Below are 24,198 nucleotides of genomic sequence, written 5' to 3' on the forward strand. Positions count from 1 at the left end.
GCCTTGCAATGGCGCGTTTACGACATTCTCTTTGTGCCGCCCATGCGGGCCCCTTCGCGGGCGCGCCCGCTCCCACAGTGATTGGCGTGTGCAGGACCATTGTGGGAGCGGGCGCGCCCGCGAAGAGGCCGGCACAGTAATGAACAGAAATCGCTGCACGGGTTGTATAGGCAAGTGCTGAATCGATGGTTTAGAGTGCTGTTCTGCGTCGTTCACAGGACCGTGCCATGACAGACAAGAGCCAACAATTCGCCAGCGACAACTATTCCGGTATCTGCCCCGAAGCCTGGGCGGCGATGGAAAAAGCCAACCGCGGCCACGACCGCGCCTACGGCGACGACCAGTGGACCGAGCGTGCATCGGAGTACTTCCGCAATCTGTTCGAAACCGACTGCGAAGTGTTCTTCGCCTTCAACGGCACCGCGGCCAACTCCCTGGCCCTGGCGTCTCTGTGCCAGAGCTACCACAGCGTGATCTGCTCCGAGACCGCCCACGTCGAAACCGACGAATGCGGTGCACCGGAGTTTTTCTCCAACGGCTCCAAGCTGCTGACGGCGGCCAGCGTCAACGGCAAGCTGACGCCACAGTCGATCCGCGAAGTGGCGCTCAAACGCCAGGATATCCACTACCCCAAGCCGCGCGTGGTGACCATTACCCAGGCTACCGAAGTAGGCACGGTGTACCGCCCCGACGAGCTGAAGGCGATCAGCGCCACCTGCAAGGAGCTGGGCCTGAACCTGCACATGGACGGCGCACGCTTTACCAATGCCTGCGCATTCCTGGGCTGCAGCCCGGCCGAACTGACCTGGAAGGCCGGCGTGGATGTGCTGTGCTTTGGCGGCACCAAGAACGGCATGGCGGTAGGCGAGGCAATTCTGTTCTTCAACCGCCAACTGGCCGAAGACTTCGATTATCGCTGCAAGCAGGCAGGGCAACTGGCGTCGAAAATGCGCTTCTTGTCGGCGCCCTGGGTCGGGCTGCTGGAAGATGGCGCCTGGTTACGCCATGGCAACCACGCCAATCATTGCGCGCAGCTGCTGGCATCGTTGGTCAGTGACCTGCCGGGAGTAGAGCTGATGTTCCCGGTTGAGGCCAACGGGGTGTTCCTGCAGATGCCGGAGCACGCCATCGAGGCGCTGCGGGGCAAGGGCTGGCGCTTCTATACCTTTATCGGCAACGGTGGCGCGCGCTTCATGTGCTCGTGGGATACCGAAGAAGCGCGGGTGCGTGAGCTGGCCGCGGATATCCGCACGATCATTGGTGGCTGAGCAAGTGCCGGGGCCGTCTTGCGGCCCCGGCGATCTAGAGCCTGAACCCACCCATCTGCCGCGCCAGGTCATCAGCCAACCCACGCAACGCCTGGCACTCCTCGCGGCACCCTTGCACCTCAGCCGCCGTCTCACGCGCCAAATCGGAAATCCCCTGCACTGTCCGGTTGATTTCCTCGGTCACCGCCGACTGCTCCTCGGTAGCCGTGGCCACCTGATGGTTCATGTCACTGATGTGCTCTACCTGGTCGGTAATCGCGCTCAGCGATGCCCCGGTGCGCTGGCTCGACTCCACACCACTGCCGGTTGCCTGCTGCCCTGCCTGCATTGAACTCACCGCCGAACCTGCACCCAACTTCAGCCGCTGGATCATCTGCTGCACTTCATCGGTGGACAGTTGTGTGCGCCTGGCCAGCGTACGAACTTCATCGGCCACCACAGCGAACCCGCGCCCCATCTCCCCTGCCCGCGCGGCCTCGATCGCAGCGTTCAGCGCGAGCAGGTTGGTCTGCTCGGAAATGCTGCGGATTACCGCGAGCACTTCATCGACCGAGGCGACTTCGTCGGCCAGTTGGCTGACCGCATCGGCCGCTTTGCCGATGTCGCCCGACATCCCCTCGATGCCACGAATGGATCGTTGCACCACCTCGCGGGCCTGCAACGCCTCGTCTCGTGCCGACTGCGACGCCTGGGCCGCATCGCCGGCATTGCGGGCAATGTCCTGCACGGTCAGGCCCATCTCGTGTACAGCAGTGGCGACCATTTCGGTCATCTCTTGCTGGCGCCCGGAGCGCTCGGCGGTGTTGTCCACCACCTGGGTTACCTGCTCCACGGCCCGCCGCAGCCGCTCGGAGGTACTCAGCACCTCGCCGATCAGGCTGCGCTGGCTGTCCAGGAAGCGGTTGAAACCACGGGCCAGGTCACCCAGTTCATCCTGGCGCGAATCGTCCAGGCGGTGGCTGAGATCACCCGCTCCACCGCCAATCTGAACCAATGCGGCGGTAACGCGGCGGATCGGCCGCACCAGGCCTCGCGCCAGCAGTACCACCAACAGCAGTGACACCAACGCTACGGCGCCACCGATCAGGCTGGTCAGCCAGACGGCCTGATGCATTTGCGCGTAAATTTCCGACTCTGGCACTTCAGCCACAAGGGTCCAGTTGAGGTCGCGCAGCGGCAGGCCCAGCGCCAGGTAGCGCTCACCGTCACGGCTGAAGCGGCTGCTACGCAGGCTCCCGCCTCCGGTCATGACGCCTTTGGCTGCGTCCGCGCCAAGCTGCTCGGCAAGCTGACGCTTGCCACTGAAGGCAGCATCGGGATGCACCTGGATCAAACCATCGTTGCGTACCAGAAACACTTTGCCGTGCTCGCCAAAGCTGAAGTCGTGAATCAGCTTCGATAACTCGGTCATGCGCAGGCCCATGCCGGCCACACCCACCAGCTTGCCTTCCTTTTCCACACGATAATCGATGAACAGTGCCAGCTCGCCGGTGGCACCATCGATGTCTATGTTGATGAACCGCTCGGCGCCGCTGTCGATATAACCGTAAAACCACTTGTCCTTGGGGTTGCTGCGGCTGAGGGTACGGTCCAGGCCGTTCTCGTTGTAGTAGTGGCCGGTTTCGGTCGAGGCGAACAGCGCAGTGAAGGCCTGATTGCGCTGCTTGGCGGCGGCCAGGTATTCGATGAATTGGGGTGCCTGCGCGGGATCTTCACCGGCAGCAAGCCAGTCGCGCAGCAGGGTGTTACCGGCAACGTCCGCTGCAGCGACCAGCGGCTGGCCCAGCATGCGCTCGATGTCGTTGCGGATGGCTTCGATGCTGGCAGGCAGGGCAGTGTCGACCAGGTAGCGGTCGGTGAGGCGGTTGAGCGCCACGGTGAAGATAATGACTACAACCAAGATGCTCGCCAGCAAGGCAGCGCCCATGCTGGTGATCAATTGCCACTGAATGCTCTTACGCCAGATACGCATGCTCCTACCCCCCGCACATTATTGTTCTGCGAAAATTGTATACACTTGCGTATCCAGTTAATCCAGTGATCTGAAGCAATCAGATGCCCCCTGTAGGAGCGGGTTCACCCGCGAATGCGGTGTTGAAGCCACTGACGCATTCGCGGGTGAACCCGCTCCTACGGGGGACGGTGTACGGCCTTATTGCTCAGCGATGGTACGCACGATGGCATCCACTGTGGCATCGATCTGCGCTTGAGTACGCGCAAGGGTCTGCTGATGCCTGTAGGAGCGGGTTTACCCGCGAATGCGATGTTGAAGCCACTGACGCATTCGCGGGTGAACCCGCTCCTACGGGGGACGGTGTACGGCCTTATTGCTCAGCAATGGTCCGCACGATGGCATCCACTGTGGCATCGATCTGCGCTTGAGTACGCGCAAGGGTCTGCTGATGCCTGTAGGAGCGGGTTTACCCGCGAATGCGATGTTGAAGCCACTGACGCATTCGCGGGTGAACCCGCTCCTACGGGGGACGGTGTACGGCCTTATTGCTCAGCAATGGTCCGCACGATGGCATCCACTGTGGCATCGATCTGCGCTTGAGTACGCGCAAGGGTCTGCTGATGCCTGTAGGAGCGGGTTTACCCGCGAATGCGATGTTGAAGCCACTGACGCATTCGCGGGTGAACCCGCTCCTACGGGGGACGGTGTACGGCCTTATTGCTCAGCGATGGTACGCACGATGGCATCCACTGTGGCGTCGATCTGCGCTTGAGTACGCGCAAGGGTCTGCTGATGCCTGTAGGAGCGGGTTTACCCGCGAATGCGATGTTGAAGCCACTGACGCATTCGCGGGTGAACCCGCTCCTACGGGGGACGATGTACGGCCTTATTGCTCAGCGATGGTACGCACGATGGCATCCACTGTGGCATCGATCTGCGCTTGAGTACGCGCAAGGGTCTGCTGATGCCTGTAGGAGCGGGTTTACCCGCGAATGCGATGTTGAAGCCACTGACGCATTCGCGGGTGAACCCGCTCCTACGGGGGACGGTGTACGGCCTTATTGCTCAGCGATGGTACGCACGATGGCATCCACTGTGGCATCGATCTGCGCTTGAGTACGCGCAAGGGTCTGCTGATGCTCTTTCTGCAGTTCGACCTGTTTGGAGCACAGGTTAAGGGCAGCCAGCACCAGCAGTTTGTCACCGATCAAGGTCGGGTACTGACGCTTGGTCTCGTTAAGGGCTTTGTTGAGCATCCGTACCGCCTGGGCCAGGGTTTCTTCCTGGCCTTCGGGCGCCTTGATCGAATAGTCGATGCCGAGAATCGACACGACATTGATCGGCTGCTCCTGCAGTCTCATGCGCCAACAACGCCCGCGCTGGCGCGCTCGACCAGGGCCTGGATGCGTGCTGCGGTAGCGCCGTTCTTCTCTTCCTGCTCCATCAGCGACAGCTGCAGGGTTTCGTTCTCTTCCTTGGCCTGGGCCAGTTCCTGGCCAAGGGCGGTGTTCTGCTCGATGAGTTGAGCGTTTTTCTGCATCAGGTCGCTGACCAGTTGCTCGATTTGATTCAGGGAAGCTTCCAGCATGGGTCTATCTCAGGTTGTTGCGAGGGGCACACACGATAAAGAAAAGTGCGCCCTATCGCCATTAAATATCGGATTCATAAGGTGTCTGACCCGCAGATTGACAGGGTAATCGACCCCTTGTTCCGACCTGGATCAACCGCCGGTCAGGAAAAGGCCAGCGGTTGCACAATTTTCCCCGAACGCATTCAAGACTGGCCAGTCACGACCGATAGCCCGGCAAGTCATGTTTTGTCGCTCTTTTCCCACTTGCCTGGATCCTCCTCTCCATGTCCCTACGCAACATGAATATCGCCCCGCGCGCGCTTCTCGGCTTCGCGCTCATCGGCCTGCTGATGCTCGGCCTTGGTATCTTCTCCCTGGTGCAGATGGGCAACATCCGCCAGGCGGGCGTTGCCATCGAGCAAGTCAGCGTGCCCAGCATCAAGATCCTCGACGAACTCACCGCGCTGAACCTGCGCATGCGCACGCTTTCCTATCGCCTGCTGCTCAACCGCGAGCCGGCAACCCAACGCGATACCCTCAATCTTCTGGACCAGCGCAACAGCCAGATCGACCGGGCACGCCAGGCCTACCTGCCAATGATCATCGCCGCCGACGAACAGGCAGCATTCGACCAGTACGGTCAGTTGCTCAACCAGTACCGCCAACTGGAATCACGCATGCGCACACTGAGCCAGGCCGACCGCCTGGATGAACTGCAGGACCTGCTCAACCGCGACCTGCTGGCCAACTCCGAGCAGATCAACAAGGTCATGGACACCTTGGTACGCATCAACACTGATCAGACTCGCGCCACCAACGAGAAAGCCGCCAGCCAGTATGCCAGCGCTTTCGCCCTGGTGATCGGCCTGCTGGTTGCCGCCACCGTACTGACCTTCGCCTGCGCCTTCCTGCTGACCCGCAGCATCGTCAAACCGATCGAAGAAGCGCTCAAAAGCGCCGAACAAGTCGCCGACGGCGACCTGACCCACGTCATCCGCGCAGAGGGCACCGACGAAGCCGCCCGGTTGTTGCGCGCCATGGCGCGCATGCAGGACAAGCTGCGCGACACCTTGCAGCAGATCGCCGGCTCCGCCACCCAGCTGGCCTCGGCAGCAGAAGAGTTGAATTCCGTCACCGACGAAAGTGCCCGTGGCCTGCAGCAGCAGAACAATGAGATTGAACAGGCCGCCACTGCAGTCACCGAAATGACCAGCGCAGTGGAAGAAGTGGCGCGCAATGCCGTGAGCACCTCAGAAGCGTCCAGTGAAGCCAGCCGCTCCACCGGTGATGGTCGTGACCTGGTGATGGAAACCGTGGGTGCAATCGAGCGCATGAGCGGTGATGTGCAAGCTACCGCCAAGCTGATCACCCACCTGGCCGAGCAGTCGCGCGACATTGGCAAGGTGCTCGACGTGATCCGTGGCCTGGCCGACCAGACCAACCTGCTGGCGCTCAACGCAGCCATCGAAGCGGCGCGCGCCGGTGAAGCGGGCCGTGGTTTTGCCGTGGTGGCGGATGAGGTGCGGGCACTGGCTCACCGTACCCAACAGTCGACCAGCGAAATCGAGCGCATGATCGGCAGCATCCAAGGCGGCACGGAAGAGGCGGTAGAATCGATGCGCACCAGCACCGAGCGTGCCGAGTCGACATTGAACATCGCCCGTGGCGCGGGCATGGCACTGGACACCATCGCCGGCGCGGTGGCGCAGATCAACGAGCGCAACCTGGTGATTGCCAGTGCGGCGGAAGAGCAGGCTCAGGTAGCGCGGGAAGTGGACCGCAACCTGGTGAACATCAACGACCTGTCGGTGCAGAGCGCTACTGGGGCGCATCAGACCAGCGCGGCGAGTGCCGAGCTGTCGCGCCTGGCGGTAGACCTCAATGGCCTGGTAGCCCGGTTCCGCACCTAGAAGCATTCGCGGGCACGCCCGCTCCCGCAAGGTTCACCGCAGTCCTGAAGATAGCGATGACCCTGTGGGAGCGGGCGTGCCCGCGAAGAATCCAGACTGGCCACTGGATCAGTAATCGATCCGCACATCCCCTTTCGGCACGCTGCAGCACGACAGGATGTAACCCTCGGCTTCGTCCTCTTCGGTGATGCCGCCGTTGTGCTCCATCTCCACCTCGCCGCCCAGCTTGAGCACCTTGCAGGTGCCGCAGATACCCATGCCGCAGGCTTTCGGGATCATCAGGCCAACCTTGGCTGCCGCCGCATGCACGGTCTCGCCCGGGGCGATGCGGATGCTCTTCTCGCTGCCGATGAACTCCACCAGATTGAGGTCGGACACGTCCAGTTCCGGTGCATCGGCCGCCTGCTCGGCGTGCTCCACGGCATCGGCCTTGGCTTCTGCCGGCGTCGCGCCGAACGATTCCTCATGGTAATTCGCCATGTCGAAGCCGACCGCTTCGAGCAGGCGCTTGACCGCTGTCATGTACGGCGTCGGGCCGCAGCAGAACACCACGCGCTCCATGTAGTCCGGCGCGATCAGCTCCATCAGCCGCTGGTTCAGGTAACCGCGGTACCCCGCCCACGGCTCGCCCAGGCCATGCTTTTCGCAAATGATGTGCAGGCTGAAGTTGGGGATGCGCGAAGCCATCTGCTCCAGCTCGCGGTGGTAGATGATGTCCTTCGGCGAACGGGCGCTGTGCACGAACACCATGTCGACATTGGCGTTGGTGTCGTAGAACCAGCGCGCCATCGACATCACCGGGGTAATACCCACACCGCCCGACAGGTACAGCACCTTGCTCGACGGGAAGTCGATGGCGTTGAACAGGCCCACAGGGCCGTGCACCGGCAGCTCGAGGCCTTCGTACATGGTGTCGTGCAGGAAGTTGGAGACCAGGCCGCCCGGCACACGCTTGACGGTGATCGAGAAGCTGTAGGGCACTGACGGCGAACTGGAGATGGTGTAGGACCGCATCACGGGCTTGCCTTCGATCTCCAGCTCCAGGGTGACGAACTGCCCCGGCTTGAAGAAGAACATGATCGGCTGGTCGGCCATGAAGCAGAAGGTGCGCACGTCCCAGGTCTCCTGGATGACCTTGACGCAGCGCACGATGTGGCGGCCGTTGGCCCAGGTCTGGGTAGTGACCGGATTGAGGAAGGTATCGGACATGTTCATCTCCAGCGGCCGACTATGGCCCTTTTCATGGCTGCGATAATGCGCAAGCTGAAGACGACGTACATTCCTGCCTGCGACATCGACGTGCTTATCGCGACCAGCCCCGTGGCACAAGGGCTGGCGCGTCGTTATTCAAATCGGCCATGTCGCCCGTGGATACGGTTCGCGGCGTCTTCGGACGCACACTCCACGGCAAAAGAACTCGCTGTTTTGTCTGAAACAGCCTTGCGGCACCACAACAACGATTAGCCACCTTTTGCCGGCCGCATACGGCCCCGAGGAATACACGATGGACGTCACCGCAACCCTGAGCCTGGGCGATCCACTTGAACCTGCACGCAAGGCCACCGCCGAGATGTTGCAGACCCGCGAGCGCACCTACTCGCTACCCCAGCCTTTCTACACCGACGAGCGTCTGTTCCAGATCGACATGCAGGAAATCTTCCATAAAGAATGGTTGATCGCCGGCATGACCTGCGAGATCCCGGCCAAGGGCAACTACATCACCCTGCAGATCGGCAAGAACCCGATCATTGTAGTGCGCGGTGCCGAAGGCAAGGTACATGCGTTCCACAACGTCTGCCGCCACCGCGGTTCGCGCCTGTGCGTCAGCGAGAAAGGCAAGGTGGCCAAACTGGTGTGCCCATATCACCAGTGGACTTACGAGCTGGACGGCCGCCTGCTGTTCGCCGGCACCGAGATGGGTGCTGACTTCGATATGAACCAGTATGGCCTCAAGCCCGTGAACGTGAAGGTTGCCGGCGGCTACATCTTCATCAGCCTGGCGGAAAACCCGCCTGCCATCGACGAGTTCCTGGCCACGCTGGACCATTACATGGAACCGTACGACATGGAGAACACCAAGGTGGCGGTGCAAACCACCTTGATGGAAAAGGCAAACTGGAAGCTGGTGCTGGAAAACAACCGCGAGTGCTACCACTGCAACGGTTCGCACCCGGAACTGCTGCAAACCCTGCTGGAGTGGGACGACACCAACGACCCGCGCGCCAGCCAGGAATTCAAGGACCACGTGGCCGCCTCCGCTGCAGCCTGGGAAGCCGAGAAGATCCCTTACCTGCACAAGAGCCACGGCCTGCGTAACCGTATCGTGCGCATGCCGCTGCTCAAGGGCACTGTGTCGATGACCATGGACGGCAAGCAGGCCTGCCAGAAGCTGATGGGTCGCATCAAGAACCCGGACCTTGGCTCGATGCGCATCCTGCACCTGCCGCACTCGTGGAACCACTGCATGGGCGACCACATGATCGTGTTCACCGTGTGGCCGATCAGTGCGCAGGAAACCATGGTCACCACCAAGTGGCTGGTGCACAAGGATGCTGTGGAAGGCGTGGACTACAACCCCGAGAACATGCGCAAGGTGTGGGACGCCACCAACGACCAGGACCGTCGTCTGGCGGAAGAGAACCAGCGTGGGATCAACTCCACCGCGTACCAACCCGGCCCGTATTCGAAGACTTACGAGTTTGGTGTGGTGAACTTCATTGACTGGTACAGCGGGCGGATGCTCAACAACCTGGGAGCAGAGCCGGCGGCCTACCTGAAAGAAGTGCAGGCTCAGTAAACAAAAAAGCCCTGCCGCAAAAGATGCACTTTGCGGCAGGGCGTAACCTCATAGCAATCGGCTCACTTTGACTGACTACGCGGTCGCCGTATATCCAACGCTTGTGAAGGCGGCGAAGCACCAGCAATTCTCCGCTGCCGTATTCTTTCATTGATGTCATACACGACATTCTGATTCGAAGGGGTCACGGGTGGCCTACCAGTTGGAGTGACAACTTCCAGCACGAACTCGTGCGGCATTGGCGCCTCGGGTAAGCCTCCCGTCATCAAATTCCAATTCGTCTTGATCTGATTCAATGGGCGGCTCCCCGGCCCAATCGCTGCGTTGATCGCTCGCGTGAGCGTTGCTGCAGCACTGATTGCCGTACCCACGTTCGCGCCAAAAATAGCGCTCGGCACCCCTGCGTACAATGCCGCGGAGCTTCCTAAGCTCAGTATGGAACCGAAGGTGCTCACTCGTGTGGCATTAAGGCCTATCCAGGTTTCAGGCGTAGGTCCGAGAAAGTTATAAGCAATCGTCGCTCCGTTCGACAGCATACCTAAACCACGCAGCAGCAAGCCCCCAACATCAAAACTATGGCCACTGGGATCGACTCGGTTAACCGGATCGCCAGCGCAATATGCATAACCGTTCAACCCCCCTGCCCCAAAAGGACTGAAGGAGTCTTGGGCTTGAAACCGCATCAATGCCGGATTGTAGGCACGATAACCGTTACCCAAGTGATAGCAACCCGTGAACGGGTCTCGCCGCTCGCCGTTGAACGCAAGTACACAAGCTCCGCGATGCGTTCGATAGCCATAGGGTGAGTATCCGTTGACAACTGCAGGCATGAGGGTCATGTGGATAACTCCTGGAATGGTTCTATGGAGGATATCCAGCCGCCGCGTACTCAAACACTGGCAATTCTGTCAGTGCCCACAGGTATCAATCGGATTCAAGCAGATGATCAATTTTTGATCAAAACAACGGAGCCCTTGTTTTTAAAGGGCTACAGTGCACTCCGTACAACTTGTCCACAGAGACACTAACAGACTTTGTGAGCAAAACACGGAGCCGACAACTGTAGTTCTGTGGATAAGCGGTTCAAAGCTCTGATAATCAAGAATTCGAGACTTCTGACCCACCTTGATCGTTTTTTAATCATTTCTTCGCAAGCCACGCCCTACGCGTACTCCAGCTAGTGCCCAACAGATTATCCACAGAGCAGCTAACAGCGATTGTGGGCAATACGAGCTGGAGGCATGCATATCCGTGCCTGACGAGCAGTGTGATGGGTCCGGCAGGGACTTATGCACAGATAGAATGTGCGTCTGGCAGATCGGGACGCCCTTGTGGAAGCGGGCTTGTCCCGTGGAGCAGGAGACCCAGTGCCTGGCACCGGCTGCGCCGGTGTTGGCGGGGCATGCCCGCCCGCACTCGGTCACTGGAAAATCAGTAATTTAGCGTTGCTCCAGGAGAACGCCTTGCCGGGGAGTGCATGAGCCTTTAGCGCAGCACGCCCTCTTCCACCAACAGCTTGAGGATGGCTTCGGCGCCTTCCTGTGGCGAAACGTCCTTCAACACCTTACCCCCACCGCCGCTGGCCTTGGCCGTTGCGGCCTTCATCCGGTCGGCGCCACTCTTGGCCTTGATCACCTTCAAGCGCTTGGGCCTTGGACGGGCCGGTTGCAACTCGGCTTCAGCCAACAGCTCATCTTCGACAATGGCCACATTACGCGCCGCCAATACCCCCCGGCGCGCAGGCCCAAAAGCGCTCTGGCGCGGCTTGGGCGCCGCGTTATCCACAGTCGCCAGCAATGGCAAACGCACCTTCAAGCGACGCCGCTGACCACGCGGCAAAGCCTGCAACACCTGCGCGGTGCCGTTGTCGATCGACTCCACCTCAGCCAACCCGACAATCAGCGGCCAGCCGAGCTTTTCGGCCAGCAGGAACGGCAACATGCCCGAACCCTCGCCAGTCTCGGCCTGGCTGCCGGTCAGCACCAGTTGGGCTCCGGCGTCGCGCAGATAATCGCCCAGCACGCCCAGCACATCGGCCCCGGCCGGTTGCTCCAGCACGTCGAGGTGGTCCAGGCCCATGCCCAGGTAAGCGCGCAAGGCCTCTTCCTGTGGATCGCCAGCATGCACCACCTGCAAGTTATCCCCAGCCAGCTGCAAACCCAGCTCCACGGCGCGGGCATCCTGCTCGGCGCGGCGGGCGCGGCCGGAGCTGGGGTGGGCACCAATGGAAACCAGGCTGATCACTTTCGTACTCATGCTCGTGCCCTTATGCCGCGTCGCGTTGGCCGCCGCTGCGGAAGTTTTCCACAGCCTCGATCAACGCCTTGAGAATCGCCGAGCTGTCGCCAATCACCGACAGGTCAGCCCGTTTGATCATGTCGCAGCCCGGATCCATGTTGATCGCCACCACCTTGTCGCAGGCACCGATACCCTGCAGGTGCTGGATCGCACCCGAGATACCCACAGCCACGTAGACACGCGCGGTAACCCAGGTGCCGGTAGCCCCCACTTGGCGGTTACGCGGCATGAAGCCGTCGTCCACTGCCACCCGCGAGGCACCTTCGGTAGCGCCGAGGGCTGCGGTGGCCTTGTGGTACAGGTCCCAGTCCTTGACACCGTTGCCGCCCGAGACGATGAACTCGGCTTCAGCCATGGCAATGGTGGCCGGGTCGACGGCCACCGAGCCAAGGTCTTCGATGCGCGGCAGGCTGCGCACCACACTTGTGGACAACTCCACCGGCAGCGCTTCGTGACGAGTCTCGCTGACCGGCTCGGCGCACTCGGCTGCCGCCAGGATCAGGCGCGGCACGGCGCGTTGCAGGTCTTGCTGGCCGGCACCGGCGCGGCCAATGCACTGGCCGTCCTTGACCTGCCATACCCGCGTTGCCGGGCGCTCGCCCAGCGCTGCGCCCAGGCGCCGACCCAGTTCACCGCCACCGGTGCGGCTGTCGGGCAGCAACCAGTGGCGCGGCGTGAACTGGTTATCCACAGTCCGCAGGCCTTGCACCAGTTGCTCCGGTGCATAACCTTCAAAGGCCTCGCCTTCGATAACCAGCAGGCGGTCGACACCGGCTGTGGAAAAGTTGCTTTCCTTGTGCTCGTTGAACACCACTGCCAACACTGCCCCGTCGCTGCCGGCCAGGCTGTGGGCCAGGCCGAGCAGGTCGCGGTCGTGGCTGCTCAGGCGGCCACCAACCATGTCCGGCACGACGGCAATGTAGAACGCCGGCTCCGGCACCTGGTGCAGTGGCAACTTGACCTCGACCGCCGCCGTGCGTCGCCCACCCGCACCGGTACCCTGCTGGGCGCCGCTGCGGTCGATACGCTTGATGCCGGCCGGGCCGACAAAGCCTGCGGCAATCGCATGCGGGTTTTTGCGGATAATGCCGTTAGGCCCCATCCAGCTGGTCTGTTGCGTCTGCATCGCGGCATGCAGCGGGTGCAGACGGTTACGGGCGATCCACTCGGCGCGTGGGTCGCGGCGGATAATGTCGCTCATCAGTGCACCTCCGCAGGTTCACGTTTAGCCGTTTGCGGCTTTGGGACAGTGGAGCCGTCCTCCTCGATCAGCACGTCGGCTACCAGTTCAGCCAAGTCCTTGATCTGCGGGCGCGGTTCGACCACGCCTTCAAGCATGGCGGTGCACTGTGGGCAACCCACAGCTACCAGCTCGGCCTCGGTCTCACGGATGTCGTCCATGCGCATATCGGGAATACGCTGCTTGCCAGGGATGTCAGTGATCGGCGCACCGCCACCACCACCGCAGCAACGGGAACGGAAGCCCGAGCGCTGCATCTCGCGCACCTCGATCCCCAGCGCCTTGAGCACTTCGCGCGGGGCTTCGTACTCGCCGTTGTAGCGACCCAGGTAGCACGGATCGTGGTAGGTGACGCTGCCGCCCTTGTGCTGGCCGAGGTTGAGCTTCTTGGCCGCGATCAGTTCGGCGATGTAGGTGCTGTGGTGCTGCACCTGGTAATCACCGCCCAAGGCGCCGTATTCGTTCTTCAGCACATGGAAGCTGTGCGGATCGCAGGTGACGATGCGCTGGAACTTGTACTTGGCCAAGGTCTGGATGTTGCGTTTGGCCAGTTGCTGGAAGGTAGCCTCATCGCCCAGACGGCGCGCCACGTCGCCGCTGTCGCGCTCTTCCAGGCCGAGTACGGCGAAGTCCACACCCGAGGCTTTCAACACTTTGACAAACGAACGCAAAGTGCGCTGGTTACGCATGTCGAAGGCACCATCGCCAACCCAGAACAACACTTCGGTCGCTTTGACTTCAGACAGCAGTTGCAGGTTAAGGTCGGCAGCCCAGTTCATGCGCCCGCCAGGGGCGAAGCCGCCGGGGTTGTCGGTAGCGATCAGGTTGTCCAGCACCTCGGCGCCCTTGTTCGGGGTAGCGCCCTTTTCCAGGGTGAGGTGGCGGCGCATGTCGACGATGGCATCGACGTGCTCGATCATCATCGGGCACTCTTCGACGCAGGCACGGCAGGTGGTGCAGGACCACAGCGTTTCGGCGTCGACCAGGCCATTGACGATCGGCTGGTGCGGATTGCCGCCGTGTTCGCCGATCGGTTTGCCAGGGTACGGGCTGCCGGCGAATTGCGCGTCAGTGCCACCGGCAAGGCCGATAACCATGTCCTGGATGAGTTTTTTCGGGTTCAGCGGCTGGCCAGCGGCAAAGGCCGGGCACATGGCTTCACATTTACCGCACTGCACGCAGGCATCAAAGCCAAGCAGCTGGTTCCAGGTGAAGTCCACCGGTTTTTCCACACCCAGAGGGGCGTTCGGGTCTTCCAGATCCAGCGGCTTTAGGCCGGTGGAGCGGCCGCCGCCGAAGCGATCGGCACGGCGGTGCCAGGCCAGGTGCAAGGCACCGGCGAAGGCGTGCTTCATCGGGCCGCCCCAGGTCATGCCAAAGAACAGCTCCGACACACCCCACAGCACGCCCAGGCCCAGAATGGCGACCATCACCCAGCCACCGGTGTTGGCCGGCAGGATACCGGCGACCGGCAGGGTGGCAATGAAGAAGCTCACGGCGAACGCCAGCAAACTCTTCGGCAGGCGCATCCACGGGCCCTTGGACAGGCGAGAGGGCGGGTTGAGGCGGCGTTTGAAGACAAAGATGGCACCGGTGAACATGATCACCGTGGCTACCAGCAGTGCGTAGCCGAGGATCTTGCTCTGCAGGCCAAAACCATGCACCAGAATGGCCAGGGCGGCAGACAGCACAAAGCCGCCCGCAGTGGCCACGTGGGTCTTGGACATGTATTTGTCGCGCTCAACCACATGGTGCAGGTCCACCAGGTAGCGGCGCGGCATGGCCAGCAGGCCGCCGATCAGGTTGACCTTGGACGGCCGGCCACGGCGCCACATGCGCACCCGGCGCAAGGCACCGAGCACTGCCAGGCCAAGGGCAGCGAACAGCAGGATGGGTAGAAGGGTGTTCAACATGGGAGACTCCCCACAAACAGCTGGATTCTTGCGCCGACCAGAGGGCGAGACTGGCCCCATGTAGGAGCGGGTCCACCCGCGAATGCATCCGGTCAGGCAACAGTGTTGTCAGTGCTGACGCATTCGCGGGTGAACCCGCTCCTACAGGGATCGCGCCCGATGGCGGCGACTGTTAACGATCAGAAGTCCTTGCAGAGGCGCAAGGCGTCGTAGATCGCCGCATGCACGTTGCGCTGGGCCACGCAGTCGCCGATGCGGTACAGCAGGTAGCCTTCGCCCGGCTGGCTCAGGATCGGCTGTGGCTTGATGGCGAACAGCGCCTCCACGTCGATCTGACCCTTGTTGCGCGAACCTTCCTTGAGCGCGTAGTACAGCTCTTCGTCAGGGCGCACGCCGTTCTCGACCACTACCTGATCGACCACGCGCTCTTCCTTGGCGCCGGTGTATTCGTTCTCCAGTACCGCCACCAGCTTGTCGCCTTCGCGGTAGACCTTTTCCAGCATCATGTCGCCGGTCATGATCACTTCTTTGGGGTACATGCTGCGGTAGTAGGTGGGGAAAGTGGTACCACCCATGGCCACGCCTGGCTTGATGTCGTCGGTGACGATCTCGACCTGGCTGCCTTTGTCGGCGATGAAGTCGGCCACCGACATACCGGTGAATTCGCAGATGGTGTCATACACCAGCACGTTCTTGCCCGGCGCGACCTTGCCATCGAGCACATCCCAGCTGCTGACCACCAGCCCTTCAGCGGCGCCCCAGTGCTCGTTCTGCTCCAGGTACGAGTGCCCACCTACCGCCAGCACGATGACGTCCGGGCGCAGGTCCTGAATGGCGGCCACATCCGCGGCAGTGCCCAGGCGCAAGTCGACTTTCAGGCGAGCCAGTTCAAGCTGGTACCAGCGGGTGATACCGGCAATCTGGTCACGCTGCGGGGCCTTGGCGGCGATGGTGATCTGCCCGCCGATCTGGTCCCTCTTCTCGAACAGGGTCACGTCGTGGCCGCGTTCGGCAGCCACGCGGGCCGCCTCCATACCGGCAGGGCCGGCACCAACCACCACCACCTTGCGCTTGACGCCGGTGGTCTTCTCGATGATGTGCGGCACACCCATGTATTCACGGGAGGTCGCGGCGTTCTGGATGCACAGCACATCCAGGCCCTGGTACTGGCGGTCGATGCAGTAGTTGGCACCGACGCACTGCTTGATCTGGTCGATCTGGCCCATCTTGATCTTGGCGATCAGGTGCGGGTCTGCGATGTGTGCACGGGTCATGCCGACCATGTCCACGTAGCCGCCTTCAAGGATGCGCGTGGCCTGGTTCGGGTCTTTGATGTTCTGCGCGTGCAGTACCGGGACCTTGACCACTTCCTTGATACCGGCCGCCAGGTGCAGGAACGGCTCCGGCGGGTAGCTCATGTTGGGGATGACGTTGGCCAGGGTGTTGTGAGTATCGCAACCCGAGCCGACCACGCCGATGAAGTCGAGCATGCCGGTGGCGTCGTAGTAGGCGGCGATCTGCTTCATGTCCTCGTGGCTGAGGCCATCGGGGTGGAACTCGTCACCACAGATACGCATGCCCACGCAGAAGTCGTCACCCACTTCGGCGCGTACGGCTTTCAGTACTTCCAGGCCAAATTTCATGCGGCCTTCAAAGGTGCCGCCCCATTCGTCGGTACGCTTGTTGACCCGCGGGCTCCAGAACTGGTCGATCATGTGCTGGTGCACCGCCGACAATTCCACGCCGTCCAGGCCGCCCTCTTTGGCGCGACGCGCAGCCTGCGCGTAGTTGCCGATTACCCGCCAGATCTCTTCCACCTCGATGGTTTTGCAGGTGGCGCGGTGCACAGGTTCGCGAATACCCGATGGCGACATCAGCGTCGGCCAGTTGAAGCCGTCCCAACGCGAGCGACGGCCCATGTGGGTAATCTGGATCATGATCTTGGCGCCATGCTTGTGCATGGCGTCGGCAAGGTTCTGGAAGTGCGGGATGATGCGGTCGGTCGACAGGTTGACCGATGCCCACCATTCCTGCGGGCTGTCGATGGCCACCACCGACGAGCCGCCACAGATGGCCAGGCCGATGCCGCCCTTGGCCTTCTCTTCGTAGTATTTCACATAGCGGTCGGTCGTCATGCCGCCGTCAGTGGCGTAGACCTCGGCGTGCGCGGTGCTGAGCACACGGTTGCGGATGGTCAGTTTGCCGATCTGGATCGGCTGGAACATTGCTTCGAATGCCATGACGCTATCTCCGGCTTACAACGGCTTTGTAACGAACAGGCCATCTTCGTGGCCTTCTTCCGACCCACCATAAACCTGTTCGGCCACGGTGCGGATCTTGCTGCCGCGGGCAGCGAGAATCTGGTCCATCGCGCCAGCGAACCAGCCGGTGAACATGTAGTCGACCTTGCGGCCGCACTTGCCATAGACGTACACGAACGCAGAGTGCTTGAGCTTTACGCTGCAGGTACCTTTATCCAGGTCGATATCCTGAATCTCGAACAGGCCCCAGCCACGCTGGCTCAGACGCTTCATGTAGTGCTCGAACACCGCTACGCCTTCCAGACCATGGCACTCGGCCTCTTTTTCACACCAGTGCCAGGCGGACTTGTAGCCAGCCTTGTAGAGGATTTCGGCATAGGCATCGGCACCCAGCACTTCCTCGATGCCCATATGGTTATTGACGAAGAAATGCCGAGGCACATACAGCATCGGCAAGGCGTCGCTGGTCCAGACACCGGTCTCGCTGTCGACTTCGATTGGCAATTGCGGGGCGATTTTGGCCATGGAAACTCAACTCCATAAAAATTTTTTGTGGGTGCCCCGGCGTTGCTGGCAGGGGCTATCAGGCTTGGAGAGCGGCTTACTCGCCCCAGACATCCTTGAGGACGTTTACCCAGTTCTCGCCCATGATCTTGCGTACCACACGCTCGGAGTGGCCGCGCTTGAGCAAGGTCTCGGTGAGGTTGGGGAATTCGCCGACGGTGCGAATTCCCAGTGGGTTGATGATCTTGCCGAAGTTGGTCAGACGGCGGGCGTAGCCCTTGTCATGGGTCAGGTATTCGAAGAAGTCCTGGCCGTGACCCTGGGTGAAGTCGGTACCGATACCGATGGCGTCTTCACCGACGATATTCATGGTGTACTCGATGGCTTCGGCGTAGTCATCGATAGTCGAGTCAATGCCTTTGGCCAGGAACGGCGCGAACATGGTGACGCCAACGAAACCGCCGTGATCAGCGATGAACTTCAGCTCTTCGTCCGACTTGTTGCGCGGGTGCTCTTTCAGGCCCGAGGGCAGGCAGTGCGAGTAGCACACCGGCTTTTTCGATTCGAGGATGACTTCTTCGGAAGTCTTGGAGCCAACATGGGACAGGTCGCACATGATGCCGACACGGTTCATCTCGGCAACGATCTCGCGGCCGAAGCCGGACAGCCCGCCGTCACGCTCGTAGCAGCCGGTGCCAACCAGGTTCTGGGTGTTGTAGCACATCTGCACGATGCCCACGCCCAGCTGCTTGAACACGTCCACATAAGCGATCTGGTCCTCGAACGCATGGGCGTTCTGGAAGCCGAAGAGGATGCCGGTCTTGCCCAACTCCTTGGCCTTGCGGATGTCGGCGGTGGTGCGCACCGGCATCACCAGGTCGCTGTTGTCGCGGATCAGTTTCTGGCTGGACGCAATGTTGTCGACGGTAGCCTTGAACCCTTCCCAGACCGACACCGTGCAGTTGGCAGCAGTGAGGCCGCCTTTGCGCATGTCTTCGAACAGCTCGCGGTTCCATTTGGCGATGATCAGGCCATCAATGACGATGCTGTCGGAGTGTAATTCGGCTGGGCTCATCAGGCTGTCCCCTTTTATAGAGTTGGGTCGCGCCAAACCTTCTGCCGGCGCTTTGAGGCCAGCATATGCCTGTGCCCCGAGGCGCCCCGGTGCAAAAACGACAGGGGGTTTGCCGAAAGCGTCAATGCGCGACAAGAGCGCGTCTGGCGCGTGTTCCGGGGATGAGAGACAGTCTCGATAACGCCATTTGCGGCCGGTACATGAACATTTGACCAGGGAGCTACCACCGGACCTCAGGCTGAGCGAGAATCCCTGCGATTCGACAGCCTGTTGAGGAGAAAACGGATGAAATCAATGGCATGGCTGGTGCTGCTGGCCATCGTGAGCGGAGCCCAGGCCAGCGAGGAAGAAAGCACACCTTGCGACAATGTGGAGACCGACCAGCAGACCTTCGCCTGCGCAGCATTCAACAAGCAGATCGCCGAGCGTGAACTGCAGTCGGCCTACGACGACCTGATCGAGCGCATGCGTGATCAGTTTGGCGACGAGGCTGGCCTGATGTCGCGAATTGACGCAGCCGAGCAAGTCTGGAGCCAACTGCGCGATGCAGACTGCAAGGTCGAAACCCATGCTGAACAACCAGGCAGCAAGACCTACCAGATCGCCTGGAACAGCTGCATTGCACAGCGCAGCGATGAGCGAGCGGAGTACTTGCGCAGCCTGGGCCTGCAAAACAGTGACGAGCTGGCACCCGAAGATTGATCAGCTCGCGCGAGTGAAGGATCAGCTCCAGAGGAACAACATGCCGCTGATGCCCCCTGCTTGATTGCTCGATAGTGCCCTCAGACCACGTGCTCCCCATGTGCGTCTTGGAACTCACAACTATCAAGGAATTACAAAGTGGCTGACATCAAAGTTGAAATGGAAAAAATCCGCAAAGAGGGTCAAGAGCGCGTAGCCGCTACCGGCCAGACCATCTGCATCTTCGCTGACAATGTGCCTGCCAACATTGCGGAAGACATCCTGGCCGGCATGCGCTTGATGACCGAACTGGCCAACAAGAAGTTCGACAAGGAAACCCAGCAGCGCGAGTGGTACAACTTCTACAACGATGGCCTGATCAAGTTCGGCTGGACCATGACGGGCGCAGCACATGCCGAAGATGCCATTGATGAGGACAACCTGACCCTGGCAGAGCTGATTACCAAGTCCGTCACCATCAGCGTCTCCGCGGACCCTCGTCGCGCCGCCTGCGCCCGGCGTGTTCTGCAAATTGTCGTGCAGAAACCGGAAGTCAAGGCGCACCTGGAAAAGCACAGCCATAGCGAAACCGGCAAATCGAGCAACTTCGTGGTCGCCCAGTGCGAAATGACGCCACAAGGCCTGCCTGCGATGCACATGACCAGCTTCCAGGCCAGCTACGACTCGAAAGTCGAGCGTGAAGGCGCCCTGACCCGCAAGGTCGACAAAACCTCTACCCGCGTTTATCGCGCTTCGCAACAAGGCACGTTCAGCGTTCGTCACTTCGACGCTGCACGTGATCTTGTGAATGAGAAGATCAAAGGCGACCTCGGCGCGTTTCTCGCTATCTGATTAGCGAGGCCGGGTACCAGCGCGCGCTGGTACCCGGTTCTGGTCATCTGCATCCATCAAGGAGCAATGCCACATGGACGATACGAGCCTGGACACCCGAATATTCGAGGAGCGGCTAAGCATCAAGCCTGCGCCCTGGCTGACACTCGATACATGGGAAGATTTGCAGCTATGCCTGCGTTATTCACAAGCAGTGGCCAATGAAAAATACTCGATGGAAACCCAGCCTCAGCAATGGTTCACTGTCGCTCTCGCCACCTTGCAATCACTGAAATTCACCCTGTTCGAACATACTCATAAAACCATCGTGTATGAGCCGCACTTGCTTGCATTAAGCGATGTTTACAGTGGCTATCTACCCCCACCCCGCGAGAAAGGGCCTTGGTTCAAGAGCCTCGACGAAAATGTTCAAGCCGCTCTGCAGTCGGCAGGTACGCGTACCTTCACCGTCATGAACGCCTCTTCACATCTCAGTATCGAAATGGACCATGAAGGGGACCAAGTCCCGGTTGCGATCCTGTTTTATGCCTACTGCATTACCGACCCGATCGAGCCCACCAGAAAGTTGAACCTGATATTCGACCATCTGGGTGCACGCTTCAATGCAGCGGGCTTCGCCCCGCTTCGCAAGGACCTGCAAGCGAGGAACCGCGAAAAACTGAGGGCGATTCTCGAGCGCGAGCTGGATTGAAGCTCACTTTGCACCGCCAGGCCTACGTTCCTCCCGCGGGCACCGCCCAAACCTCAGCTTGTAGCGCCGCGTGAAATACGAAGGCAGTTCAAACCCACACGCAAGGCTGATCTCAGTCACCGACATGTCGGTCTGAGCCAGCAACTGGCGCGCCTTGTCCAGCCGTAACGCGAGATAGAAACTGCTCGGTGTTGCATCAAGGTGCATGCGAAACAAACGCTCCAGTTGACGCCTGGTCACCTTGATCGCGGCAGCCAGATCCAGCGTGCTCAGCGGTGGTTCGATGTGTTTTTCCATTTCGCCAATGGCATGGATCAGCTTCTTGTTGCTGATGCCATAACGCGCACCGATCTGCATGCGCTGGTGGTCCTGGCGCTGACGGATACGACCCAGCACGAACTGCTCGGACACCTTGACCGCCAGTTCGCTGCCGTGGGACTGGGCAATCAAGTACAGCATCAGATCGATCGAGGCCGTTCCGCCGGCACAGGTGATGCGGCTGCGGTCGATCTCGAACAGCTCCTGGGTGGCTTGAAGGCCTGGATAGCGCTCCTTGAATGCCTCAAGGGCCTCCCAATGCAGTGTCGCCCGGTAGCCCTCGAGCAGCCCTGCCTCGGCCAGCACCATCGCGCCCGTATCGATGCCACCGAGCATGACCGCTTCGTGGTTGAGCCGGCGCAGCGCATGCAGCAGTTTGGGTGCGACATTGGCCAGCGGTTCGAAGCCTGCAACCACCAGCAGAATGTTGGCTGGCTCCCCCTCCCCCAGGGCGGCATCGGCATTGATCGACATGCCATTGCTCGCCAGCACCGCCTCACCGTCCAGGCTAAGCACCTGCCACCGATACAACTGCCCACCAAAACGATTGGCAACCCGCAGTGGCTCCACCGCCGAAATGAACCCCATGGCGGAAAAGCCGGGCACCAACAGAAAGGCTATCGTCTCCATCATCCCCTCCTCCACAGAAAACTGGTCGCCCCGGTGCTAATTCCTGTCGCTAGCGTGCGCTTGGGCAAGGTGGCGCCAGCGTAGCGTATTCACACGGTCCGCAGAGGCCGCCCTCAATAACAATATGCACTGCCGATGGAGAGCCACCATGCACAGCTTGATCCGCCGCAGCCTGTTGCCCCTTGCCCTGAGCAGCATCGTCGCCACCCCGCTTTTCGCCGCCGAGCCCGCCGCCTGCAAAAACGTGCGCCTTGGCGTGGTCAACTGGACCGACGTCATTGCCACCAGCGCCATGGCCCAGGTACTGCTCGACGGCCTGGGGTACCAGACCAAACAGACCAGTGCCTCGCAACAGATCATCTTCGCCGGCATACGCGACAAACGCCTGGACATGTTCCTGGGTTACTGGAACCCGATCATGACCCAGACCATCACCCCGTTCGTCGATGCCAACCAGGTCAAAGTGCTGGACAAGCCAAGCCTGGAGGACGCGCGCGCCACCTTGGCCGTGCCGAAATACCTCTACGACAAGGGCTTGAAGACCTTCGCCGACATCCACAAGTTCGAGAAAGAGCTGGGCGGCAAGATCTATGGCATCGAACCGGGTTCCGGCGCCAACACGCAGATCAAGGCAATGATCACCAAGAACCAGTTCGACCTGGGCAAGTTCCAGCTGGTCGAGTCCAGCGAGGCCGGCATGCTCGCCGCCGTCGACCGCGCGGTGCGGCGCAAGGAGGCCGTGGTGTTCTTCGGTTGGGCGCCGCACCCGATGAACGTGAACATCGACATGGCCTACCTGGGTGACAGCCGGGATGCGCTCGGCCCTGACGAAGGCCGTGCGACGGTGTGGACAGTGACGGCGCCGGACTACGCCGAACGCTGCCCCAATGCCCACCGCCTGCTGGCCAACCTTAAGTTCAGCGCCGAGGACGAGAGCCGCATGATGCAGCCACTGCTCGACCACAAGGACGCGCTGGAATCAGCCCGCCAGTGGCTCAAGGACCACCCAGAGGACAAGGCCCGCTGGCTTGAGGGTGTGACCACCTTCGATGGCAAGCCGGCCGCGGACAACCTCAAGCTTACCGCCAACTGACAGGGCCCTTTCGCGGGCACGCCCGCTCCCACAGGTACAGCGCCACACTCGGGATCACATTGATCCTGTGGGAGCGGGCATGCCCGCGAAAAAGCCAACACCGACATTACAAGGAACTGCACCATGAACCACGACGTCATCATCACCTGCGCCCTCACCGGCGCCGGCGACACCGCCTCGAAAAGCCACCTGGTCCCGGTTACCCCCAAGCAGATCGCCGAAGCCGCCGTGGAAGCCGCCAAAGCAGGTGCCACCGTGGTCCACTGCCACGTCCGCGACCCGCAGACCGGCCGTTTCAGCCGCGATGTGGCGCTGTACCGCGAAGTCATGGAGCGTATCCGCGAAGCCGACGTGGACATCATCGTCAACCTCACCGCCGGCATGGGCGGCGACCTGGAAATCGGCCCGGGTGAAACGCCGCTGGCGTTCGGCCCGGGCACCGACCTGATCGGCCCGCTGGAGCGCCTGGCCCATGTCGAAGCACTGTTGCCGGAAATCTGCACCCTCGATTGCGGCACCCTCAATTTCGGTGACGGCAACTCGATCTACGTGTCCACCCCGGTCCAACTGCGCGCCGGCGCCAAGCGCATTACCGAACTGGGGGTGAAGGCCGAGCTGGAAATCTTCGACACCGGCCACCTGTGGTTCGCCAAGCAAATGATGAAGGAAGGCCTGCTCGAAGACCCGTTGTTCCAGCTGTGCCTGGGCATCCCGTGGGGCGCACCGGCCGACACCACCACCATGAAGGCCATGGTCGACAACCTGCCGGCCAACGTCACTTGGGCCGGCTTCGGCATCGGCCGCATGCAGATGCCCATGGCCGCGCAGGCCGTGTTGCTCGGCGGCAATGTGCGGGTGGGCCTGGAAGACAACTTGTATCTGGACCGTGGCGTGCTGGCCAGCAATGGCCAACTGGTGGAACGCGCCAGCGAGATCATCACCCGCATGGGTGGCCGCGTGCTCAGCCCGGCAGAAGGCCGGGAAAAAATGAACCTCAAGCGCCGCTGATCCTTTCAACGATGGCAAATGCGCCGAAGACCCTGTGGGAGCGGGCGTGCCCGCGAAGCAGGCAACGCGATGGATGGCACCGGCCGCGCCGGTGTTCGCGGGCATGCCCGCTCCCACAGGGTTAGCCATGAACCC

Annotated in this window: 20 protein-coding genes and 5 pseudogenes; 8 read left to right on the top strand and 17 right to left on the bottom strand. The window is 61.2% G+C overall.

The genetic code is table 11. The annotated features are described in order from the left end of the window. The first annotated feature begins 227 nt into the window (after positions 1–227). The gene (locus J3A98_RS22765; protein ID WP_176683563.1) at positions 228–1,268 is read left to right on the top strand and encodes a low specificity L-threonine aldolase; all 1,041 of its coding nucleotides are present in this window, start codon (positions 228–230) and stop codon (positions 1,266–1,268) included. A 34-nt stretch (positions 1,269–1,302) separates the two neighbouring features. Here the strand turns inward: J3A98_RS22765 and mcpH are convergent, their stop codons facing one another. The 8 genes and pseudogenes from mcpH to J3A98_RS22805 all read right to left on the bottom strand — a co-directional run bounded on the left by mcpH (position 1,303) and on the right by J3A98_RS22805 (position 4,810). Continuing rightward, on the bottom strand, positions 1,303–3,240 hold the full coding sequence (gene mcpH, locus J3A98_RS22770) for a methyl-accepting chemotaxis protein McpH (RefSeq protein ID WP_209968641.1): 1,938 nt from the start codon (positions 3,238–3,240) through the stop codon (positions 1,303–1,305). Positions 3,241–3,420: 180 nt separating this feature from the next. Beyond that, positions 3,421–3,501 (bottom strand): annotated as a pseudogene (locus J3A98_RS22775) (cell division protein ZapA); the annotation flags it as partial. Positions 3,502–3,592: 91 nt separating this feature from the next. After that, positions 3,593–3,673: pseudogene (locus J3A98_RS22780) on the bottom strand (cell division protein ZapA); the annotation flags it as partial. A gap of 91 nt (positions 3,674–3,764) precedes the next feature. Continuing rightward, positions 3,765–3,845 (bottom strand): annotated as a pseudogene (locus tag J3A98_RS22785) (cell division protein ZapA); the annotation flags it as partial. A gap of 91 nt (positions 3,846–3,936) precedes the next feature. Beyond that, positions 3,937–4,017 (bottom strand): annotated as a pseudogene (locus J3A98_RS22790) (cell division protein ZapA); the annotation flags it as partial. A gap of 91 nt (positions 4,018–4,108) precedes the next feature. Then, a pseudogene (locus tag J3A98_RS22795) lies at positions 4,109–4,189 on the bottom strand (cell division protein ZapA); the annotation flags it as partial. A gap of 91 nt (positions 4,190–4,280) precedes the next feature. Further along, positions 4,281–4,583 carry a cell division protein ZapA gene (locus J3A98_RS22800; protein ID WP_003255684.1) on the bottom strand — a complete coding sequence of 101 codons (303 nt, stop codon included), beginning with the start codon at positions 4,581–4,583 and terminating at the stop codon, positions 4,281–4,283. After that, entirely contained in the window at positions 4,580–4,810 is a 231-nt protein-coding gene (locus tag J3A98_RS22805) for a hypothetical protein (protein WP_003255686.1), read from the bottom strand. Before J3A98_RS22805 ends, J3A98_RS22800 begins: the two co-directional genes overlap by 4 nt. Positions 4,811–5,076: 266 nt before the next feature. Between J3A98_RS22805 and J3A98_RS22810 the strand changes: the two genes are divergently transcribed. Next, entirely contained in the window at positions 5,077–6,702 is a 1,626-nt protein-coding gene (locus J3A98_RS22810) for a methyl-accepting chemotaxis protein (protein ID WP_176683565.1), read from the top strand. Positions 6,703–6,810: 108 nt separating this feature from the next. Here the strand turns inward: J3A98_RS22810 and gbcB are convergent, their stop codons facing one another. Next, on the bottom strand, positions 6,811–7,911 hold the full coding sequence (gbcB, locus tag J3A98_RS22815; RefSeq protein ID WP_209968644.1) for a hybrid-cluster NAD(P)-dependent oxidoreductase: 1,101 nt from the start codon (positions 7,909–7,911) through the stop codon (positions 6,811–6,813). Positions 7,912–8,206: 295 nt separating this feature from the next. Between gbcB and gbcA the strand changes: the two genes are divergently transcribed. After that, entirely contained in the window at positions 8,207–9,499 is a 1,293-nt protein-coding gene (gbcA, locus tag J3A98_RS22820) for a glycine-betaine demethylase subunit GbcA (RefSeq protein WP_021782651.1), read from the top strand. Between the two features lie 62 nt (positions 9,500–9,561). On the opposite strand, the gene J3A98_RS27215 is transcribed toward gbcA, so the two are convergent. From J3A98_RS27215 to J3A98_RS22855, 7 genes are all read right to left on the bottom strand, one after another. Further along, positions 9,562–10,338 (bottom strand): RHS repeat-associated core domain-containing protein, encoded by a 777-nt coding sequence (locus J3A98_RS27215; RefSeq protein ID WP_209968648.1) that lies wholly within the window; start codon positions 10,336–10,338, stop codon positions 9,562–9,564. A gap of 646 nt (positions 10,339–10,984) precedes the next feature. Further along, complete coding sequence (locus tag J3A98_RS22830) at positions 10,985–11,755, bottom strand: electron transfer flavoprotein subunit beta (protein WP_003255694.1); 771 nt, start codon at positions 11,753–11,755, stop codon at positions 10,985–10,987. A 10-nt stretch (positions 11,756–11,765) separates the two neighbouring features. Beyond that, on the bottom strand, positions 11,766–12,998 hold the full coding sequence (locus J3A98_RS22835) for an electron transfer flavoprotein subunit alpha/FixB family protein (protein WP_021782650.1): 1,233 nt from the start codon (positions 12,996–12,998) through the stop codon (positions 11,766–11,768). Then, positions 12,998–14,950: a dimethylglycine demethylation protein DgcB gene (gene dgcB / locus J3A98_RS22840; protein ID WP_021782649.1), complete on the bottom strand. Its 1,953-nt coding sequence runs from the start codon at positions 14,948–14,950 to the stop codon at positions 12,998–13,000. Before dgcB ends, J3A98_RS22835 begins: the two co-directional genes overlap by 1 nt. A 179-nt stretch (positions 14,951–15,129) precedes the next feature. Then, a complete protein-coding gene (gene dgcA / locus J3A98_RS22845; RefSeq protein ID WP_209968652.1) occupies positions 15,130–17,190 on the bottom strand; it encodes an NADH:flavin oxidoreductase in 2,061 nt (686 codons plus the stop codon). A 15-nt stretch (positions 17,191–17,205) separates the two neighbouring features. After that, on the bottom strand, positions 17,206–17,736 hold the full coding sequence (locus tag J3A98_RS22850) for a DUF5943 domain-containing protein (RefSeq protein ID WP_003255698.1): 531 nt from the start codon (positions 17,734–17,736) through the stop codon (positions 17,206–17,208). 76 nt (positions 17,737–17,812) lie between these two features. Continuing rightward, positions 17,813–18,790: a dipeptidase gene (locus tag J3A98_RS22855; RefSeq protein WP_209968655.1), complete on the bottom strand. Its 978-nt coding sequence runs from the start codon at positions 18,788–18,790 to the stop codon at positions 17,813–17,815. Between the two features lie 285 nt (positions 18,791–19,075). Here J3A98_RS22855 and J3A98_RS22860 point away from each other — a divergent pair, with 285 nt between their 5' ends. The 3 genes from J3A98_RS22860 to J3A98_RS22870 all read left to right on the top strand — a co-directional run bounded on the left by J3A98_RS22860 (position 19,076) and on the right by J3A98_RS22870 (position 21,014). After that, entirely contained in the window at positions 19,076–19,492 is a 417-nt protein-coding gene (locus J3A98_RS22860) for a lysozyme inhibitor LprI family protein (protein ID WP_209968659.1), read from the top strand. 138 nt (positions 19,493–19,630) lie between these two features. Continuing rightward, a complete protein-coding gene (locus J3A98_RS22865; protein ID WP_020193117.1) occupies positions 19,631–20,323 on the top strand; it encodes a hypothetical protein in 693 nt (230 codons plus the stop codon). Between the two features lie 73 nt (positions 20,324–20,396). After that, complete coding sequence (locus J3A98_RS22870; protein ID WP_176683572.1) at positions 20,397–21,014, top strand: hypothetical protein; 618 nt, start codon at positions 20,397–20,399, stop codon at positions 21,012–21,014. 3 nt (positions 21,015–21,017) lie between these two features. Here J3A98_RS22870 and J3A98_RS22875 read toward each other — a convergent pair whose 3' ends face one another. Further along, complete coding sequence (locus J3A98_RS22875) at positions 21,018–21,965, bottom strand: GlxA family transcriptional regulator (RefSeq protein ID WP_209968662.1); 948 nt, start codon at positions 21,963–21,965, stop codon at positions 21,018–21,020. A gap of 145 nt (positions 21,966–22,110) precedes the next feature. Between J3A98_RS22875 and choX the strand changes: the two genes are divergently transcribed. Together choX and J3A98_RS22885 are read left to right on the top strand one after the other, a co-directional pair. Further along, entirely contained in the window at positions 22,111–23,055 is a 945-nt protein-coding gene (choX, locus tag J3A98_RS22880; protein ID WP_209968666.1) for a choline ABC transporter substrate-binding protein, read from the top strand. Positions 23,056–23,178: 123 nt separating this feature from the next. After that, a complete protein-coding gene (locus tag J3A98_RS22885; RefSeq protein WP_209968670.1) occupies positions 23,179–24,063 on the top strand; it encodes a 3-keto-5-aminohexanoate cleavage protein in 885 nt (294 codons plus the stop codon). Positions 24,064–24,198: the final 135 nt, after the last annotated feature.

This window comes from Pseudomonas sp. BP6, assembly GCF_017875935.1.
In the GTDB taxonomy this organism is placed as follows: domain Bacteria; phylum Pseudomonadota; class Gammaproteobacteria; order Pseudomonadales; family Pseudomonadaceae; genus Aquipseudomonas; species Aquipseudomonas putida_Y.